Annotated in this window: 12 protein-coding genes and 1 pseudogene; 11 read left to right on the top strand and 2 right to left on the bottom strand. The window is 49.7% G+C overall.

Going from position 1 to position 18,168, the window contains the following annotated elements:
* The first annotated feature begins 344 nt into the window (after nucleotides 1-344).
* The 5 genes from KRAC_RS37890 to KRAC_RS37870 all read left to right on the top strand — a co-directional run bounded on the left by KRAC_RS37890 (nucleotide 345) and on the right by KRAC_RS37870 (nucleotide 10,945).
* Nucleotides 345-3,185: a type I restriction endonuclease subunit R gene (locus KRAC_RS37890; protein ID WP_211221385.1), complete on the top strand. Its 2,841-nt coding sequence runs from the start codon at nucleotides 345-347 to the stop codon at nucleotides 3,183-3,185.
* 78 nt (nucleotides 3,186-3,263) lie between these two features.
* A complete protein-coding gene (locus KRAC_RS37885; protein ID WP_007916545.1) occupies nucleotides 3,264-5,822 on the top strand; it encodes a class I SAM-dependent DNA methyltransferase in 2,559 nt (852 codons plus the stop codon).
* On the top strand, nucleotides 5,819-7,471 hold the full coding sequence (locus KRAC_RS37880) for a restriction endonuclease subunit S (RefSeq protein ID WP_007916544.1): 1,653 nt from the start codon (nucleotides 5,819-5,821) through the stop codon (nucleotides 7,469-7,471). Before KRAC_RS37885 ends, KRAC_RS37880 begins: the two co-directional genes overlap by 4 nt.
* Nucleotides 7,468-9,672, top strand: a complete 2,205-nt coding sequence (locus tag KRAC_RS37875; protein ID WP_040445665.1) for an AAA family ATPase — start codon at nucleotides 7,468-7,470, stop codon at nucleotides 9,670-9,672. Before KRAC_RS37880 ends, KRAC_RS37875 begins: the two co-directional genes overlap by 4 nt.
* Nucleotides 9,656-10,945 carry a hypothetical protein gene (locus KRAC_RS37870; RefSeq protein ID WP_007916542.1) on the top strand — a complete coding sequence of 430 codons (1,290 nt, stop codon included), beginning with the start codon at nucleotides 9,656-9,658 and terminating at the stop codon, nucleotides 10,943-10,945. Before KRAC_RS37875 ends, KRAC_RS37870 begins: the two co-directional genes overlap by 17 nt.
* Nucleotides 10,946-10,984: 39 nt before the next feature.
* On the opposite strand, the pseudogene KRAC_RS79995 reads toward KRAC_RS37870, so the two are convergent.
* Nucleotides 10,985-11,185 (bottom strand): annotated as a pseudogene (locus KRAC_RS79995) (hypothetical protein); the annotation flags it as partial.
* 821 nt (nucleotides 11,186-12,006) lie between these two features.
* A complete protein-coding gene (locus KRAC_RS37860; RefSeq protein WP_007916536.1) occupies nucleotides 12,007-12,549 on the bottom strand; it encodes a helix-turn-helix domain-containing protein in 543 nt (180 codons plus the stop codon).
* A gap of 177 nt (nucleotides 12,550-12,726) precedes the next feature.
* Here KRAC_RS37860 and KRAC_RS37855 point away from each other — a divergent pair, with 177 nt between their 5' ends.
* The 6 genes from KRAC_RS37855 (at nucleotide 12,727) to KRAC_RS37830 (ending at nucleotide 17,874) form a co-directional block, all read left to right on the top strand.
* Nucleotides 12,727-13,224, top strand: a complete 498-nt coding sequence (locus KRAC_RS37855) for a hypothetical protein (protein WP_007916534.1) — start codon at nucleotides 12,727-12,729, stop codon at nucleotides 13,222-13,224.
* 45 nt (nucleotides 13,225-13,269) lie between these two features.
* Complete coding sequence (locus KRAC_RS37850; protein ID WP_007916532.1) at nucleotides 13,270-14,178, top strand: phospholipase D-like domain-containing protein; 909 nt, start codon at nucleotides 13,270-13,272, stop codon at nucleotides 14,176-14,178.
* A gap of 65 nt (nucleotides 14,179-14,243) precedes the next feature.
* Nucleotides 14,244-15,179 (top strand): class I SAM-dependent methyltransferase, encoded by a 936-nt coding sequence (locus KRAC_RS37845; protein WP_007916531.1) that lies wholly within the window; start codon nucleotides 14,244-14,246, stop codon nucleotides 15,177-15,179.
* Nucleotides 15,176-16,396, top strand: coding sequence for a class I SAM-dependent methyltransferase (locus KRAC_RS37840; RefSeq protein WP_007916529.1), 1,221 nt, complete (start codon nucleotides 15,176-15,178; stop codon nucleotides 16,394-16,396). Before KRAC_RS37845 ends, KRAC_RS37840 begins: the two co-directional genes overlap by 4 nt.
* A 36-nt stretch (nucleotides 16,397-16,432) precedes the next feature.
* Complete coding sequence (locus KRAC_RS37835; RefSeq protein ID WP_007916527.1) at nucleotides 16,433-17,011, top strand: hypothetical protein; 579 nt, start codon at nucleotides 16,433-16,435, stop codon at nucleotides 17,009-17,011.
* Nucleotides 17,012-17,103: 92 nt separating this feature from the next.
* The gene (locus KRAC_RS37830) at nucleotides 17,104-17,874 is read left to right on the top strand and encodes a winged helix-turn-helix domain-containing protein (protein WP_007916525.1); all 771 of its coding nucleotides are present in this window, start codon (nucleotides 17,104-17,106) and stop codon (nucleotides 17,872-17,874) included.
* The last annotated feature ends 294 nt before the right edge of the window (nucleotides 17,875-18,168 follow it).

Here is an 18,168-nt window from a genome sequence, read left to right as displayed (position 1 = left end):
ACAAATACTTTGCCGCTACAGAAAAAGAGATACCAGATAACGAAAAACGCTGTCGTTGGTGTTGGCCTGACCTAGCGTAGAGATACTACCATAGCTTTTAAAGAAGATTGTTCGAACATATTTAAATTTCCAGGCAGAGAGTGCAGCGTCTAAAGACGTAGAGCAAGAACGAGAACAATCATTCGTCGAATTGAGATATGGGATTGTGAGTGGAGAGCCATATACGCGAGAGCAGGCTACTCAAGCATAGACAACAGATAAATGCACAAACCAGCAAACAATACTAGTTCGATGTGCTTGATCTACTTTCGATCCTATATATTGCTCCAGATGATAAATGTTGGGTGTATAATATCAATCGACAATTTGATTTTGATATTGAGGATCTACTTTTACCAAAAGAGGTAGGAGCAAGAATGCTAACAGAGGCTGAGACCCGTTTACAACTGATCGACGAAAAATTGGCAAAAGCAGGATGGAGCGTGAAACGTGGCAATGTCAAGGTCGAGCATCCTCTGCCAGAAACGGGGAGAAGTGCCCTGGAAAACAAGCAACAGTATTCTGCTGAAACGAGATATGACAATGAGCGCGTGGATTATCTTCTCTTTGGAGAGGATGAGAAACCTATCGCCGTTGTCGAAGCAAAAAAAAATAGCGACGATCCACTTGTGGGGCAATGGCAAGCTAAGCAATATGCTGAACATATAGAGCGCCTTTACCACAGAAAGCCTTTTCTATTTCTCACAAATGGCGACGTCCATTACTTTTGGGATCTCACTAGCGGCTTTGTGCCAAGACCTATCAGCGGTTTCTTCAATCTGGAGGATCTTCAGCGACTCAGAGCATTACAGCTTTATCGCAAAGATCTGCACAAAACAAAGCTCAATCTAAACATAGCTGGCAAAAAACGTCCATATCAAAAAGAGGCCATAGAGAGTGTGCTTGATGCTATAGAAGCTGGACTGCGTAAATTTCTGCTGGTGATGGCGACTGGGACAGGCAAGACCAGAACAGTGATAGGCTTAGTCGATATACTCCTGAGAGCTAGCCTAATCCAAAATGTCCTTTTTCTGGCAGATAGGAGAGAACTGGTGACACAGGCAATGGGTGATCTGAAACATTTTTTGCCGCGTGAAGCCTGCTCAAGGATGGAAGGACAAGAAATTGATCTCACAGCACATATTCATGTAGCAACTTACCCTAGTATAATGCAGGTGTATAAACGGCTTTCCCCCGGGTATTATGATCTCATTATCGCGGATGAAAGTCATCGTTCGATTTATCAGCGCTACAAAGAGCCATTCGATTATTTTAACGCGCTACAATTGGGATTGACTGCTACTCCAACTGATTATATCGACCATAATACATTTGAACTTTTTGGCTGTTCCCCTCGCCAACCAACGTTTTATTATTCATATAAAAGAGCCGTTGAAGAAGGTTTTCTGGTTGATTTTCAAAAAGTGCTTGATACCCAAACGACATTTCAAATAGAGGGCATTAAGGCAGAGCAGCTATCGCCAGAAATGCAGAAATATCTGAAGGATCAAGGGATTAATTTGGATGATCTGGATTTTGAGGGTAGTGATCTGGAGCGAAAGGTCAGTAACACCGGTACAAATGATGCTATTGTCAATGAATTTCTAGAGAAATGCCGCAAAGAGGCCGGAGGAACTCTGCCCGCGAAAAGCATTATCTTTGCTGTCAGCCATTATCATGCCATGGAGTTAGCCGACAGCTTTCGCCGTGTACGTCCGGATCTACCCTACCTTGCAGCAGTGATTGATAGTCATATTGTGCGCGCCGACAAGCTCCTCGACGATTTCAAGCGGCAAGATTTTCCGCGCGTTGCGATTTCAGTCGATATGCTAGATACCGGAATTGACGTACCAGCTATTCAAACACTAGTCTTCGCAAAACCCGTTCTTAGCAAAGTCAAATTCTGGCAGATGATTGGGCGAGGGACACGACTTTGGGAAGATCCCATAACAAAAGAGAAGAAGAAAAGCTTTTTAATTCTTGACCACTGGAAAAATTTTGAATACCACGATGAGCACGCGAAGGGTGAGATTCCAACGCTTACCGCTCCTCTACCAGTCAGCCTCTTTCTCCTCAGACTAGAGAAATTGCAACTACTACGAGAACAAGGACATGACGAAGCTAGAGGAGCTGTCGATCAACTCCAACAGATGCTGGCTGGATTGCCACGTGATCACATACATGTCAGCCCACATCGCCCTTTCTTAGATGTTCTGGCACGTCACGAGAGTTGGAACTATCTTGACCAGGATATGGCTACTGTGACGGAGAAAATCGGCCCTCTTTTCCGCTACTATAACGAGGTCAATTACCTAGAAATGACCTTTGCCATTCATACCGAACAACTCGCCATCGCCTATCTCAAAGGTTCGCCTGAACAAATTCGACGTCTGAGAGAACATATTGAGCGTGCTCTCAAGTTGTTACCTACAGGTCTCCCTGAAGTACAGGCCCAGGCAGAGAAAATTCGCTGGGTATTGAGTAATGAGTTCTGGCAATTTCTCTCGTACGATCGCATTATGGATATGCAACGAATCTTTACGCCACTAATGCGCCATCGCCAGACTGAGTCTGAGCCTATTTTAAAACTGACTTTGCCAGATAATATTGCCAGCCGACGCTGGATTATCTATGGACCTAGCGGAGAAGGGACCTTTGTTGATAACTATCGTAGTCAGGTCGAGACGCATATAAATAATCTGGCCGACCAGATTCCGACCTTATATCGAATAAAACATGTTTTGGCTCAGCAAGAGCCCTCGCTGGATGAAATGCAGGCTATCGCCGAGACATTAAACAAGCCCGATCTCTATATTACAGAGGAGATCCTGCGACGGGTCTATGAGAAGTCAGACGCGGGCCTGCAGGACTTTCTCTATCATATCCTCGGCAGGCGCCGTTTTATGAGCCGCGAAGAACAAGTCCGGGAAAACCTGCAGCGCTTTATGAATGAATTTCCTGCAGTTCTAGCTTCCAGAAAGGATTTTCTGCGCACAGTAGGGACTTGGATTCTAAATAATAAGCCACTAGTTCAAGAGGATCTAGAGAAGCCGCCTTTTAGCCGGATTGGTAATGCGCGGAAACTTTTTACCAGCCAAGAACTCCAACGTATTCTTGAGTTTGCTAATACACAGCTTGCTTCTTAATGGCTATCTCTGTAGTCAGCTGTAAGGAATTTACGTTATAATAGAGCAGTTGGAACATATGTAGAAAAGGACGATGTAATGCTCTCTCCCCGATTAAGACAACAGGTATTTGCGCTCTGGACAATGTTCTGGTCAAGCGGCATGAATAATCCTTTAACTGCTATTGAGCAAATCACGTATTTACTATTTCTAAAACGTCTGGAAACGCTGGACCGCAACCGTCTGAAGCAAGGCAAACTTTCTATTTATGGGCGTCGCCCCAATTGTCGTTTACCTCACCATCCAGACGATTCCATTGATATCGATCAACGCCTGCCCGAGGGAGCGAACCCGGTAGATTACCAACGGTGCAGTGGACACGGAACCTGCCGCTGGTCGTATATTGCCAGACCCAGGCCACCAGTCAAGGACCCAGAAAGCGATGAAGAAATTACCACTCATAAACAGATCAGCCAGTATGCCTTTCCATGGCTGCGTGTGTTGGACGACACTTTGAGGGTACGTGGCAATGGGAACAATGGGGAACGCATTCAGATCTCTACTCCGATGGAGGATGCGTATTTTCAGTTTCCCGGCGAAAAGGGGGGTATGCTGGAACGTGCACTTATCCAGGTCGATAATATTTTTAAATATATAGGTAGCGCAAACGAAGATATCATGGGAGATATCTTTGAGTATTTACTAAGCGAGATCGAGGCTTCTGGCAAAAATGGGCAGTTCAGAACTCCTAGGCATATCATTCGTTTTATGATTGAACTGCTTGATCCTCAATTCAATGAGCTTATTTGCGACCCGGCAGCAGGTTCAGGGGGCTTTTTGATCAATAGCATTCAGCACGTGCTCAAGAAGTATTCTGAAGATACAGTAATTTATGAATGGAATGGCACGCCTCATCGCATCTATGGCGTTCCTCCCAAACCGTACCCTACGCCAGAGAGCTGCACAGGGTATGATAATGATCGCACCATGGTGCGTATTGGCTGGATGAATATGATCCTGCATGGCATCGAGAATCCTCGCATGATCCTGCGTGATGCGCTGAGCCAGCGTATGGAAGATCAGGATAGGTATGATGTCGTGCTGGCAAATCCGCCGTTTGCTGGCCAAGTGGATGTAGGGGATGTCCACCCAGATCTGCCTCGCCACCCCAATAACCGACACAGGCCGATTACGGACAAGAGCGACCTGCTCTTCCTCTGGCAAACCCTGCGCATCCTCAAAAATGGCGGGCGGGCGGCGGTCATCCTGCCCGAAGGTGTGCTTTTCGGTTCGACCAACGCCCATAAAGAACTACGCAGGCAGCTTCTGCTGGAGAACATTGTGGATGGGGTCATTTCATTGCCCGCAGGTGTGTTCTCTCCATATACAGGCGTCAAAACGTCGATCCTGATCTTTCACAAACATAAGGGGGAGTATCGTGCTGGTCAGGAGCCAGTGACCAAAAGCGTCTGGTTTTATGATGTGAGCATTGAAGGCTATTCCCGGGATGCCAAACGCAGGGAGAGGCCGGAGGAAAATGACCTGTGGGATGCTATGGAGAAATGGTCCAGGCAGATCATCGAGGATACCAAGTATTCCAAGCCGGAGATAGAGACAGTGCGCTGGCGCTTGGTTGATGAAGAGATGCTGAAGATCTTTCCCGAGTATCGCGAGAGCCTGGAACCAGAATTGGATAAGTCCTGGGGGCTGCACGAACTTTTCAAAGAATTCGCGGATCTACCCTCTCACCATCCTGAGTCCTTGAAGGCCTATGTGCAGGAGCGAACGCGCCCACGCATTGAGCAGCTTTATACGCAAGCGCTGGCTATTTGCGAGGCATCGCTTCGCGTCCAGGAGCGCTCTTCGAGCGAGAAAGTGATTACTGAGAACATTACTCGGGCTGTGCGCGATCTCAATCGCGTCTTTGATGCGGCAAAGAGAAGAGATACCGAGACGGGTGTGAGCATACTGGAGCGCGGCCAGGGCCTGCCGGAATTTGGGCGCAAAGCGCTGGAAGAGACGCTCAATCTGGTACGCCAGCGGGTCGAGGAGGAGGTGAAGGAACGCGTCGTGCGCCTGGTCAAGGCCAACCGCGATGACTTTGGTCCGCTTTTCGCATCCGACAGTGAGCAGAAGCAGGAAGAGCCGTCGGTGCTTCCTGCTGAAACACCGAATTGGGTGCGCGAGGCGGAGGCTATCGTCAAAGAGTTCGCGAAATTGGATGGCTACGATGTTCGCCTGCTGAAAATGGATGAAGAGATTGATTCCCTAACACGCAAGCGTAAGATGGTAACAAAAAAGATACAAGAATTTAAGAGCTGGCGCGTCCCCGTGCGCGTCTTTCTGCCCAACCTGGATTGGACCAGCCCGGATAGCCTGCTTCAGGGGAGTCACGACGAAAAAGGCGAGCTGCGCCCCGAATATGTCCAGGATCCCAGCCTCTACAACAATGACGGCACCGTGCGCAAAGAGCTCTTAGACCCCGATTGCCTCGAATACAACGACTTTTATTTATCGGCGGGTCGCTACAAACCCTTTGAGTTGGTCCCAGGCAATTACGATCCACCTGAGCGCATTATCCGCGAATTACAGGATTTAGAGACAAAAATTCAAGAGGGGTTGTCAACCTTGTTGGCCATGGTGGAGGAAAGGGAATGAGTATATATAACAACGTGTGGCCCCAGGTGCGCCTTGAAGAGATTACGACTGATCTGCAATCGGGCTTTGCCCAGAGTCCGAATGAAACTAATCAGGGAATTCCCCAATTGCGGACAAATAATGTTTCTGCGGAGGGCAACCTTGACTTATCGGATCTAATTAGGGTCGCCTTACCTGCTAGTGAACAAGACAAGTATCTATTGCAGAAAGGCGATATTATTTTTAATAATACCAATAGCGTAGAATGGGTGGGTAAAACAGCTTATTTCGATCTCGAAGAAGAGTTTGTCTTTTCCAACCATATGACTCGTATTCGCGTCGATGAATCGATCGTAAATGCACGATTCTTAGCTCGCTATTTACATTATCTTTGGAAGAAAGGGTTCTCACGCAGTCGATCTAAGCAGTGGGTGAATCAGGCAGCTATTGATCAATCCATACTGGCTCTCTTTAAAATACCCCTTCCTCCCCTTGGAGAGCAGCAGAGGATTGTAGAGTTTTTACAGCAGGCGGAGATACTAAGAGAATTGAGAGTGGTGGCGAAGGAAAAACTCAAAACGGTTTATCGATCGCTATTTTATTATCACTTTGGCAGTGGCATGCCTACGAAACAATATCCAATAACCATAAAGCTAAAGGATCTACTTGATGAACCTCTTGTATATGGCTATTCGCCTTCAGAAATTCATGATATCCCTTCAGGTACACCCGTTTTTACCTTGAGTGCCATAACTGATCAAGGTTTAAATGAAACACAGATAAAATATACTCCGGAGAGTGACTATGTAGGGAAAGGGGACGATTTAAAAAAGGATGATATTCTTATAACCCGTAGCAATACAAGCGAGCTAGTAGGGAAAGTAGCCAGATATCGAGGAAAACCTTCTCCCGTTATTTATCCAGATTTGATGATTCGTATAAATCTCAAGAATCCACAGGATAGCCCTTATGTGGAGAATTATCTGCGCAGTGATGCTATGACCGCCTTAATACAGCGCAAAGCGCGGGGAACTAGCGGAAGTATGAAAAAGATATCCCAAGGGGATATCAAAGAATTTGCTATTTTATGGCCACCTGAGGCAGCCCGACAGGCGTTTTCCAGGGAAGTCGAACTCATAGATCAACAATTAGAAACTTTATCGATATCTTTGAAACAACTTGAGACCCTTTTTCAATCTCTGCTCACATGTGCCTTTACCGGCCAGCTTACCGAGCAATGGCGCGAAAAGCACGCGGGAGAGATGCAGGGGTTAGAAGAGAGGGCAGTGCGGTCGCACATTGATCTGGAACGCGAGCGCAAGAAGAGGCGACAGGAACAGCAGCTTCAATGGAGAGAAGCGGGAGAGCCGCGAGTGGAGCTGCTGGCGCAATTAAGCGATGATCAACGGGAACTTTTGCAGGTGCTGCTCTCAAATGAGCAAATGTACGCAACCGTGGCCATGCTGAGAGAAAGCGTGAAGCAGGAGTCTCATAGCATGCGCGAAAACCTCAGGGTGCTGCGCGATACCGGGCTAGCCCAGGAGGTGGTGCGAACCAGCCGTTCGGGTGGGCGCGAGCTGGTTTACGTATCGCTCTATCGTCGCCTGCTCGCCTCTGATCTCGTTAAAGAGGCCGATATAGCGCGGTTAGAAAGGGAGACATTGCTGTGAGACTGCGTTATATGCACCTGCCGATGTATAAGCCGCTGGAAGATATTTCCATTGATTTTGGCCACGAGCCGATCATGGGCCGGGCGTCCGCGGTCCATTTTATAGTGGGTGTAAACGGCAGTGGCAAGAGCCGCCTGATGCGCGCGCTGACGGAAATCTTCTTACGCCTGGCCAGCAGCAAGCCTCTGCCCTTTCCTGTCACGCTGGTCTATGACCTGGGCGCGGATAGCGAGGCCGAGCTGGATATCTGGCTTGATGATGTCGCGAACGAGGATGGAACGTTTCCAGCGTATGACGAGGAGCGCGCCCACCTGCCTAAGCACACACTCTTTCTGCATAAGCCGCGGGAAGGCCCAACCATCCTGGCCAACTTTTCCTATGTCCCGCCAGATTTGCCCGAGGCCAGGCATCCTTGGGAGCTTTTAGAGGAGGTAAGTCTGGAGGATTGGGGGCGTGTGCAAACGCTGCTCAAGCAGGGCGGGAATCAACTGGCGGAGGTGATTCCGGAGGAACTGGCCGTTTTTCTCAAGAGATATTATATCGAGCATTCTCCCTTTCCCGGAGAAATACTCTCGGGCATTAGCTTTTTGCCAGATGTGCTGATCGCTTACAGCTCCGGCGCAACCGAAGAGTGGGCGGAACTGTTCGCGCCAGCATCTCTCAACGAGACGCAGGAGCTACTCACCGCTCTCTTTAGCGAAGACGGGAAGCCAGAAAAATACGAGCGCCCCCGTCACTGGAATGCCTTTCAAGATGTTGAACTAGGGAAGCGCCTGGGGCAGGAGCCAGGAGAAAGCTCGCCCGGTGCATTTGAGAGAGAAGCATTTGAGGTAATAGAACCTACACAGAGCACCATGGGCATTTTTATCACATCTCAGGCCCTTAAGCTGGCCGTGTGCGCAGTGACGCTTCAGCAAAGCATCGAAGATCTGCCCGCATTCCAGAATGAGTTTGAGCGAGAAAGGTTGCTTAGGCGCATTGAGCTTTTGAAGCAAGAAGGCAAGCGCATGGATGGCCTTCGCGGGCTGCTCAACGAAATAGACTGGCTCTGGCCCGTCACCCTGGGCTTCAAAATTGCCTTCTATCCGGAACACTACAAGAAAATGCAGAGTTACCAGCTTTTGCGTTTATACAATGCTGCTACAACTGTATTAAAGGAGCCGGATCCCAGTAGAATACGCCACCTGTATTTTGACTTGGCGACTACGCAGAAGGCCGCCGATGGCCGGGACGTCAGCACCGCTCAGGCTTTGATCAATGCCCTCACGGTCCTCAATTCCCAGGGAGAACAGGCAAATGGGGACGATCAGCAGCAGACTGCCCCGTTTGATAGCCACGCGACGCCGCTCGATATCTTCCGCCCACTCTGGAACTTACAGCAGGCGCATATTCTGGAAAATGTGACTATTGCCTTAAGGAAACGCACAGTCAAAGATCTCATTCTCTACGATAGTCTCAGCGACGGCGAACAGGCCTACTTGGGACGAATGGCCCTCTTCTATTTACTCCAGGGCGCGCAGGATGCTATTATTCTGTTGGACGAACCCGAAACGCACTTCAATGACTATTGGAAGCGCGAGATGGTAGACATTATCGATAATAGTCTGCAAAATGACAGCGTCGAGGTTCTGCTCTCTACCCATTCCAGTATAGCCTTGAGCGATGCCTTTGAGACTGAAATCGTTTTCCTTTATAAAGATCCCCTGAAGGGGCAAATCAGCACCTATCAGCTTCCTATCAAAAGCTTTGGCGCCTCACCTGTAGATATCATGCGCGATGTCTTTCAAGCGCCAGAGGGGATTGGCCAGCGCGCCGCCGAATTTCTTGACCTCGTGCTTATGATGGCGCTCTATCCCGCTACCATCGAAGCGATCTGGGCAGCTGATAGGGACGGAACAACCGCAGAAGAATTGCGTACTCTACCAACCTTTCAGGAATTGAGTGGGCAGTTAAAGGATCGCATTACATACGCCTATGCCTTCAGGAAAGATGCCAATATCGCTGAAACCTTTGATCTGATGTTTCTGCGAGCCATACGGGCTGTGCATCGCTACACTCAGAAAATCAGGAGAAAGCGCTCGGTTACTATCAATGACGCGCTCGCTATTCTTGAGAGCAGGTTAGGGCCAGGCTATTATCAATTTGAATTTCGTCGTCGCTTGCGTGATTTGGGAAGAGACTCAAATGCTGCACAAAATTAAGCCGCCGCCTGAGGATTATGCGCTCCATGAGTGCCTGGAATTTCAGCAACATCTGCTCGAATTTGCCTGTTGTCCCGCTCAGTCCTATCCGTTGAAAGAAAAGCAGGCAAATATAAGTAAATTTTTCCCAGATTATCAAGCCGATTGGCTCAGGGAAAAACTCTATCAGGACAAGGGCTCTTTAGCCCGAAGCATCGAAGGATTGGCATGTTATGTCAACAATCATCCTGAAGAAGCGGAGAAAATCCTGGCTGCTTTTGAAACCGATGTAGAGTTTCTTAAGCAGATTATCAACGATCAAGTTTTTCATTTCGCTTATCTCAGTCTGGATAAAGAGGCCAGAGATGTAATCAAGCCATTGATGGAATATTGCTACCAACTATTATGCATCGGTATTCCCCTACAAAGCTCATCAAGGAAAAAGGCTGGTCCTAATGAGAAATTCACCCGCCAGCAACTTGTTGATCACTTTTGGGAGAGAAATCACAGAATACTTCGAGTATGTCCTGCTTGCGATGGACAATCGCCTTTTTATGATAGAGCGAAGGCCGATGCGCATGCGGATCACTTCTTTCCCAAGGCGCGCTACCCGTTTTTATCTATTCACCCGTACAATCTTGTCCCCATCTGTACCGACTGCAATACCTTTCGCAAAGGGACAACCAATCCGCTCATCACAATACGCCAAGTGTCAGTCTCCGCTGGAAAAGAAGAAGAATACGTCGATCCCATTGAGGATGAGAGCAGTGAGAGCCTGCTTGATACTTTTCACCCCTATGGACGGCCCGCTCGCGAATACATTGAGATCGAAGTAGTCAGGATCAACAGAGGGGCGAACGAAGTGCGGATCATCCCTAGCTCCCAACGCAGACAGATATCCACCAAGCGCATCAAAAATCTGGACCGCGTCTTTCGTCTGACAAGAATGTGGGGAGGCAACTATATGGATTATATAGTTGAGCATATGGTGGACCAAGTGCGAGATTATAAGCAATTTAGCAAAGACAGAACATATCCACAAGAAGTCGTTGAAAAGGCTTTTTATGAGCACATTTCTGAGATTATCGGCAAATACGATGAAAAAGCTGGCACTGAACCATTCTTTTTGCTCAAACACAGTTACGCGAAGTATTTGCAAAATCATCAGCAGCATAGCGAGGAAATCATTCAAACAATTGCCTCAGCTAAAGACAGAAATACAACGGGCCCAACAGATGGTGGTCAACAGATGATAAAGACATATAATTTAAGGGCAAAAAGAAGGAATTTATGAGAGTGCTGTGCTTAGGCTAGCTCTACATTCAAATTAGCACTATTGATGATTCATCAACTGAAATTTTGGCATGGTTTGTAATTGAGCATAGTATCCTCCTAGAAGATCGTTTTCAACCTCATGCCGTTGGTAGAAAGGCGTGTCCTTGGGTAATTCTACAAATGCAAAGAGGGGATGCTGACATTGCCAATTCTTTTTCGAGTGAGTAGTCAAGCGGTTCCTCAAATTTGTTGTTTCTCCTACATAGAGGAGAGACTAGATGTATCAGAATCAAAAATTTTGTAGACACCTTGCAATGTAGGGGCTTCTCGCAATGCAGTTTGGGTGAAATGAGAGGGTACACTCCACTGTAAACCCATCCAATTTGCCTCGCTAGGTGTTGCTACAAGCGAAAGGGGCGGAAAGCATTTTCCTCCTGCTGGATTATCTGAATCGTCGTCAGGTAGGCGGCTCCCTCGAGTGTTTTTTTTGCTCTCAGTCGATTTGGTATAGCGTGGATGGAAACGACCATGATTACATCTCGTCGAAGAGCCATACTCTAGGCGATATTGCCAGAGGAGACAAAACTCTAACCCTTCACGACGTTTCCTTGCTTCTTCGGTATCATCTGCCAATGTGATAGGAGCGGCTGAACACTCAAAATGAAGGTTTTCCGCATGTCGCCATGCCCAGAGCGAAGGGGCAGCGGTGTGAGGATCGTTGAATGGCATTTCAGCTCGCATAGTATTGCGACGTAAATCACCGAGACGTTCTCGCAGGTTGCGACCTGTTTCGCCAATGTAGAAAAGTTCCTCAATTCCAACTGCGCGAATGCGATAGAGTCCTGGCATTGCTGGAAGTTGTCTAAATGTTAGAGGGTCAGAGAATGGCTGCCAGGAGGACCATGATAAACCGCACCAGTTAGATGTAAGAAATTTCATTATGCTCCTGCACATCAAGGAGAGGGTCGCTGATCCGCAGGCAATTTATCTAGCCAGTACGGAAACTGAAGCAAAGGTTCAATCTAGAGCGAAACATTTTCCGCAATGACAAACACAAACTCCGCAAATATTCGAGAGGCTCTATGCATGCATAAATACGGTACCTTGATGATAATGAGCTTTTTCCCAATGTAATACATCTGATAGCTCCTCTTGGAATACCTTCAAGAGTTTTTCACGTGCCTCCTGATCAGGCATAATTCCAACTTTCCAGACCAGTAATATTTCTACTTCATCAGGATTTTCCTCAAAACCAAAAATATATCTTGCAACAGTTCCGGGGAAATTATGCAATCCTTCTCGTCTTAACTTCGCTAAGTTTTTACTTAAAATAGTATGTTTGCCACTTTTCACGGGTACACGAATTGAAGTAACCAACAAAGCGTTGTCTTTCGTTGAACTGTGCCAAGATGGAGTTTTCGTTCTAGGTCTACCCACTGACCTCTGCTGAAAACGTTCAATTTCTTCCTTGGGAATCAGTAACATATTTGAGGCGCGAACTGCTTGAAGCCTTTTATTATCTATATAAAAATAGATAGTCTTGTCTGTTACGTTTAAAATTGCCGCAGCTTCCTTAACAGACACATATCCAGGAATTTTAGGAATATCATTCTCCTCACTCATGGCTTTAGTGTATACTTTTCTAAAATTTTCATAATACTTCTCATATTTCCAATAAATTGAAATTACTAGAAAATGGTGGTATACTCTCTAAGAGCCAATAAGGCCGAAGGACACAATGCGCTCCAAGCAGAAAGCAACAAGCGCAAAAATATCAATAAAGCTAATGGATAGAGAGCCATGAACGAGAGAAAGAAAAAACCAAGCTTAGAGCAAATACGGACCCTCTTCCCTTTCGATGTGCCCGATCTAGCGCGAGCAGCAGGAGTAGAAACTGGCACTGTCTACCAGGCGTTACTTCAGCGCCCTATTCATCGCAAGGACGCCGAAAACATCCTTCACGCACTCTCCAACCATACGAAGCTCACACTGACCCTGGAGAACATCGACATGGTGCTCTGGGAAGAATATTTGACCCTCTGGCTCCTTCGCGCCTCGGGCTCAGAACAACAGCAAAAAGGACAGGAATCTGGAGGCACAGCCGCCTACCACTTTGTCTATGCCCGTGACGAGTTGGAGGCGCAGTTTCGTGCTCAAACGTGGCTCGCCGAGCATCCTCATCTTCCCCATCACACCTTCACTCCCTGTCCAAATGGGTTTGAAATCGGGCCTCTGCGTGTACCTGGCATTTGCCCTGATGAGCTCGTGAGCAAAGAAGCACTCCCATACCCATTTTGATCGCAGTGACAAACATCAATGAAGAAAGGATTTACTTCTTTTACCATGAACACCATCCAGCCACCCGACAGAACGCTCCCTATGCTGCTTGATAATCAGCATGCCCCCCTCCAGGATACCTTACATCACCTTCTGGCTCATCACGCCGGACAGGCGCTCGATATCTGTATCACTCGCCTCACCCCCGCTGGTTGGGCGCTTCTCTGTGAGGATCTCCAACGGATAGGAAACCTTCGCCTGTTACTCAATCCCGCGGCCCTAGTCAACAGTGGTGATGATCCTCTGGAAGACTTACCCTCCTCTTTCACAGCTCATCAGACAGGCCACAAGAACGCTGAGGAGTCCTACGAGGAACAACTCGCCCAAACTGAAGCCCTGATCGCCTTTTTGCAACAGGAGCACGTAGAGGTCCGTCTTGCCGCCGAGCATACACACCTCCACGCCCGCTGCTTTCTCTTCTACGCCGACCAGGATAGCGCGCTCATCGCACCACAGACCGCCATCGTCGGCTCATCCGATCTCACTCGAACAGGACTCCTCAGCAATGCTGAACTCAACGTTGTACACCACGCCCACCTCACCCACGAGGACATCGCACTCAAGCGCCTACGAGGCCTCTTAGAGCGAGAAGAACGCACCCTCCTGCTCCAATGCACCCGGGAGCAACGCCTGCTCGCCGCCCGGCTCCCCACCCTCTTGCTCCTGGAACACCTCACCACCTGGTTTGCCCACCACTGGGAACACGCCATCAACGGCAAACACCGCCTCATCGCCCACCTGCAAACACACGGGGCACAATACTCTGGCGTTCCCATGAAGCAGCACAACCAGCCTGGAGGAGCACCAGAGGAAGCACAACCGCCGCACCGGAAGAATGCCTCTGCTCCCCTCTCAGGCATCCCTCGCGATAAAACGTGGGCAGAGCAGGACTATACGCAACACCGACGAGATTGATGTAAAGAGATAGATACGCTTGTCATTTTGTCAGGTTGATAGTAGAGAAGAAGAGGAAGGGAAAGATGTTTCACGCCTCCAATCGTATTTATGCCAGGGCCAGCACCCATGGCCCCCTGCTGCTTGATCCACTGGCCTCCGTTGAGCAGGCACGCGTGATCACGCAATATCATATGCTCACCTCGGCCCTCAAGGAGCCCTTGCCCGAACTGGAAGAGATAGGCATCGACACGTCCACCGCACCGCACCTCATCCTGGATCTGGGGTGTGGGCCAGGAGGAACCTGGGCCTGTGATGTGGCCTTTCACGATCCCTTCTGTCTGGTCTTTGGCGTCTCGGCTCTTGCCCCTTACGTCCGGCAAGCCCAGACCTTTTGTCAGATACAAGCCCAGACCCGTATCCAATTTCTCCAGATGGACTTTGCCAGGGAGTTATGTTGCCCTACCAACTTCTTCACTATGGTCAATGGTCGCTTCTTACGCACCTTTCTTTCACAAATAGGCTGGCCCCGCCTGCTCCGGGAGTGCTTCCGTGTGTTACGCCCGGGAGGGCTGCTTCGCCTCACAGAATGTATCGCCGCCTTCTCCAATAGCCCCGCCTGTGAAACGCTGACACACTACTATGAGCAGGCCCTTGCCGTACGGGCCCAGACCCTCCTCTCTCAGCACAAAGAGAGCCCGGAGAGCTCAGGCCTTGCCAGCATACTGTTGCAGCACACGTCCCTCTTTGAACTCCTGCACGACATTGGGTACTGTGCCATGGAAGAACAACGGATCATCCTCGACTTCTCGGCGGGCACGCTCTATCAAGCCAGTATGCGTACCAATGCCGAATCCTTCTTTTATCAGCTTGCCCCGGTGTTCTATCAGACCACCGACCTGACCCCGGCACGGTTTGAGGACCTCTTTGAACAGATGCGTGCCGAAATGAGTGCCCTCACCTTCAAGGGGCTCTGGACCATCTCTCGTGTCCATGCTTATAAACCAGGAGGTGTCCAATGAGCCAATACCAGAGCATCCCATTCCGACAAGGCCTGCTCTTCTTCTTTGAAGAAGAAAAGCACGAGCTCCAGGATCGCTCCACACTGCCACATATCCTCCTACCGCAGTTCCAGGAGAATGCTCGCCACACCACCTCTCTGGCGTCCAGAGGGGCGCTGTATCCCTTCTATACCCCCTCTGACCCGCTGGTGCTTGATGAGGAGGTGTTCGTATCGCCGATACATCCGTTGGAATGGCGACGCCGCAGCCAGCAAGTGCGTATGCTCATGCAGCATTTTCGCTTTCCCTTTCCCGAACAACGCGATGGCTTCCCGATGAAGCGCGTCCTGGATCTAGCCATTGATCCCAATGGCGAGTGGCTACGACAATGTGCGTCCTACACGCCAACTACAGAGGTCATCGGTCTCACCTCACAGGAGATGTATGCCAGGCAAGCGACCTTCTTTGCCGTCGTCCAGGGCTGCCGCAATGTCTTTACTCAGGTCTGTCCACTCACCCAGCCTCTTCCCTTCCCAGATGAGAGCATGGACCTCATCAGTGGGAGTTTCCTCCATGCGACCCTTCCTGAGTACGCATGGCCATTGCTGCTGGAAGATTGTTTTCGGCTCCTTCGACCAGGCGGAGTACTGCGCCTGCTTGAATGTGTGCAGGGCGAGAGCACCAGCGCGGCCGCAGGGACCCTGTATGCCACCTACTGGCAGCAGATGGACAGATTGCGCGCGGCGGCCCGTCCGTCTGCCCCGGGAACACAAACCATCCGTTCCGCCCGGCCAGAACGGCTCCCGACCCGAATGGAGAAGACAGGCTTTGTCGCCATTGCGCAGCAGGAGAGCCTGCACGACTTTTCTGCCGGGACGCCTTTTCATGGCCTGCTCCGTGAGCAGGCCGATGACTTCTTTCAGCTCCTAGAGCCGTTCTGCACAGCACACGCCTGTGCTCGCGAGACCTACCAGCAGGCCTATCACGAGATGCAACTGGAGATGCTCGAACCGACCTTTCGCGGGTACTGGCACCTCTGCACCACCTGGGGCTACAAGCCATCAAGGCACATCTTACGACCGATCCCCGACATGCATGTGGAGCAGCCATTCCCGCAGGTCCTTTACACGTGCTCGCTGCCATGTTCCCTTTCATTGAGCAGGAGGGAGCACAGGCACACGAGAACAAGCAGCGTAGAGAGACGACAACACCAGCACACACCAATTGATCAGCTGTAAGCAACAGATGCACACCATCACCAAGGAGAGAAGACCATGCAACAGACACACGCGACACAGACAGCGCCATCCTATCACTTGCCCCTTATCACCATCTGTGAGCAGATGCGGGCGACGCACGCAACCCTGTCCCTGACAACCATCCTTCCACCTTCTCTTCCCCTTCCTGGCCGACCAGAAGGCGAGGAGATCATCGCCGAAGTGGCCTTTGAACAGGGGAAGATTATTCACTGCCAGCTCTACATCCGCGCGAACGGACGAGTCCTCATGCAGCATCGTGAAGCGCTCCATGTGCTGCACACAGCAAGCATGCTTCTCTGGCAGGAGTCTGCACACCAGGACATGCACGTGGCCGATGCCGAGACCTCATCGCTGCCCGCTGTGTGCAGCGACCCGGAGGAGCCAAACCGAGTTCCCTCTCAAGCCGTTCCCGTTGAGCAGGTGCCTCTGAGCGCGCTTCCGATTCGCCTCCGCCACGTCTTTTTGCTCAGTAATGGACACCATACGCCCCGAGACATTGCGCGTATGCTTCACTTGCCGCTCGATGAAGTGGAGCGCTTCATAGAGATCCTCCACACGCGCCACCTGACCATCTGGCAATCGAAAGCATCCTGAGCCAACCCAGTGGATGCACAGGCCCAAACGTCTGTGCATCTCACCCCCACATCGACAAGCCTTACAACAGGAAGGAGCGCAAAGAAGATGTCATGAACGCAGGATATTCTCCCGAGAGCGGGCAACAGCACCCGCCTCACATCCTCGTGCTGGGGACACAGAAGGAAGCGCGCATGCTCCGACCACGACTGCGAGGTGGGCAATTCAAGGTGACCCACCTCGCTCATCTCGGAAGTAGTGCCTCTGCCATGACGGTACGACTGATGCAACACGATGTCTGGCTTGCCTGCTGTGTACATACCCAACAGGTGCAACAGATTCGTCAGATCACGCCGCGCACGCCTCTGGTGATCTGTTCTGAGCGGGAAGAGGAAGCGCAGATTGTCAGGATGCTTGATGCTGGGGCCGACGATTATGTCTTCTTTTCCTGTGGAAAACAGGAGTTCCACGCGCGGTTACATGGGCATGCCAGGCGCTATCGAGCATCCCTCTCATCCTCATGTGATATGTCAAGGCAAACTGGCCCATGCTCGGTGCTTGAAAGCGAGGACACAAAGATTCGCTTATTGGGCCTGGAGCGATGTGTCGTCGTTCGTGGGCAGATGCTGCGTTTGACACCTATAGAGTGTACGCTACTGTTCACGCTCATGCGCGAAGGGGGAAAAGTGCTCACCCATGAGTCGTTGCTCCACGCCGTCTGGGGTAGCGGGTATCACGAGGAAGTGGATTATATCCGCGTCTATCTACATACCCTGCGCCTCAAGTTGGAAGATGATCCCAGGCATCCTATCTATCTCGAGACGATCACGGGGATAGGATATCGGTTCCGCCAGTCATGCATTCCTATTATTTATGTAAAATAACCTTTCCCTTCATTAAAGAAAAGCCTCTTTTGCCGTAAGAAATTTTTCAAACCTTTGAAATGGCGTTATAAAGTGATATGCCTGATTAGGTTTGTATTTTATCAAACTTCTCAATCGCACTACCTAGTCACGGTCACCAGGGTCGGGTATTTCTTCAACCCTTGTTGTTCGCTCTTTCATCGAGAACAATAAGGGTATTGTCAAAATGAAATTTACCCTAAAAAGGGTAAATTATAAGTATTTCCTAGTATCCCGTTTTTGCCTTCAGAGAAATAAATGAGGAGCTATATACAA

This window comes from Ktedonobacter racemifer DSM 44963 (assembly GCF_000178855.1).
Classification (GTDB): domain Bacteria; phylum Chloroflexota; class Ktedonobacteria; order Ktedonobacterales; family Ktedonobacteraceae; genus Ktedonobacter; species Ktedonobacter racemifer.
This window is presented reverse-complemented; position numbering and strand designations above follow the sequence as displayed.

Bases quoted from the DNA above. Each gene is read 5' to 3' on its own strand.
- KRAC_RS37885 (WP_007916545.1), top strand. From the start codon at position 3,264: ATGCTCTCTCCCCGATTAAGACAACAGGTATTTGCGCTCTGGACAATG.
- KRAC_RS37880 (WP_007916544.1), top strand. From the start codon at position 5,819: ATGAGTATATATAACAACGTGTGGCCCCAGGTGCGCCTTGAAGAGATT.
- KRAC_RS37870 (WP_007916542.1), top strand. From the start codon at position 9,656: ATGCTGCACAAAATTAAGCCGCCGCCTGAGGATTATGCGCTCCATGAG.
- KRAC_RS37845 (WP_007916531.1), top strand. From the start codon at position 14,244: ATGTTTCACGCCTCCAATCGTATTTATGCCAGGGCCAGCACCCATGGC.
- KRAC_RS37855 (WP_007916534.1), top strand. From the start codon at position 12,727: ATGAACGAGAGAAAGAAAAAACCAAGCTTAGAGCAAATACGGACCCTC.
- KRAC_RS37830 (WP_007916525.1), top strand. From the start codon at position 17,104: ATGAACGCAGGATATTCTCCCGAGAGCGGGCAACAGCACCCGCCTCAC.
- KRAC_RS37835 (WP_007916527.1), top strand. From the start codon at position 16,433: ATGCAACAGACACACGCGACACAGACAGCGCCATCCTATCACTTGCCC.
- KRAC_RS37840 (WP_007916529.1), top strand. From the start codon at position 15,176: ATGAGCCAATACCAGAGCATCCCATTCCGACAAGGCCTGCTCTTCTTC.
- KRAC_RS37850 (WP_007916532.1), top strand. From the start codon at position 13,270: ATGAACACCATCCAGCCACCCGACAGAACGCTCCCTATGCTGCTTGAT.
- KRAC_RS37860 (WP_007916536.1), bottom strand. From the start codon at position 12,549: ATGAGTGAGGAGAATGATATTCCTAAAATTCCTGGATATGTGTCTGTT.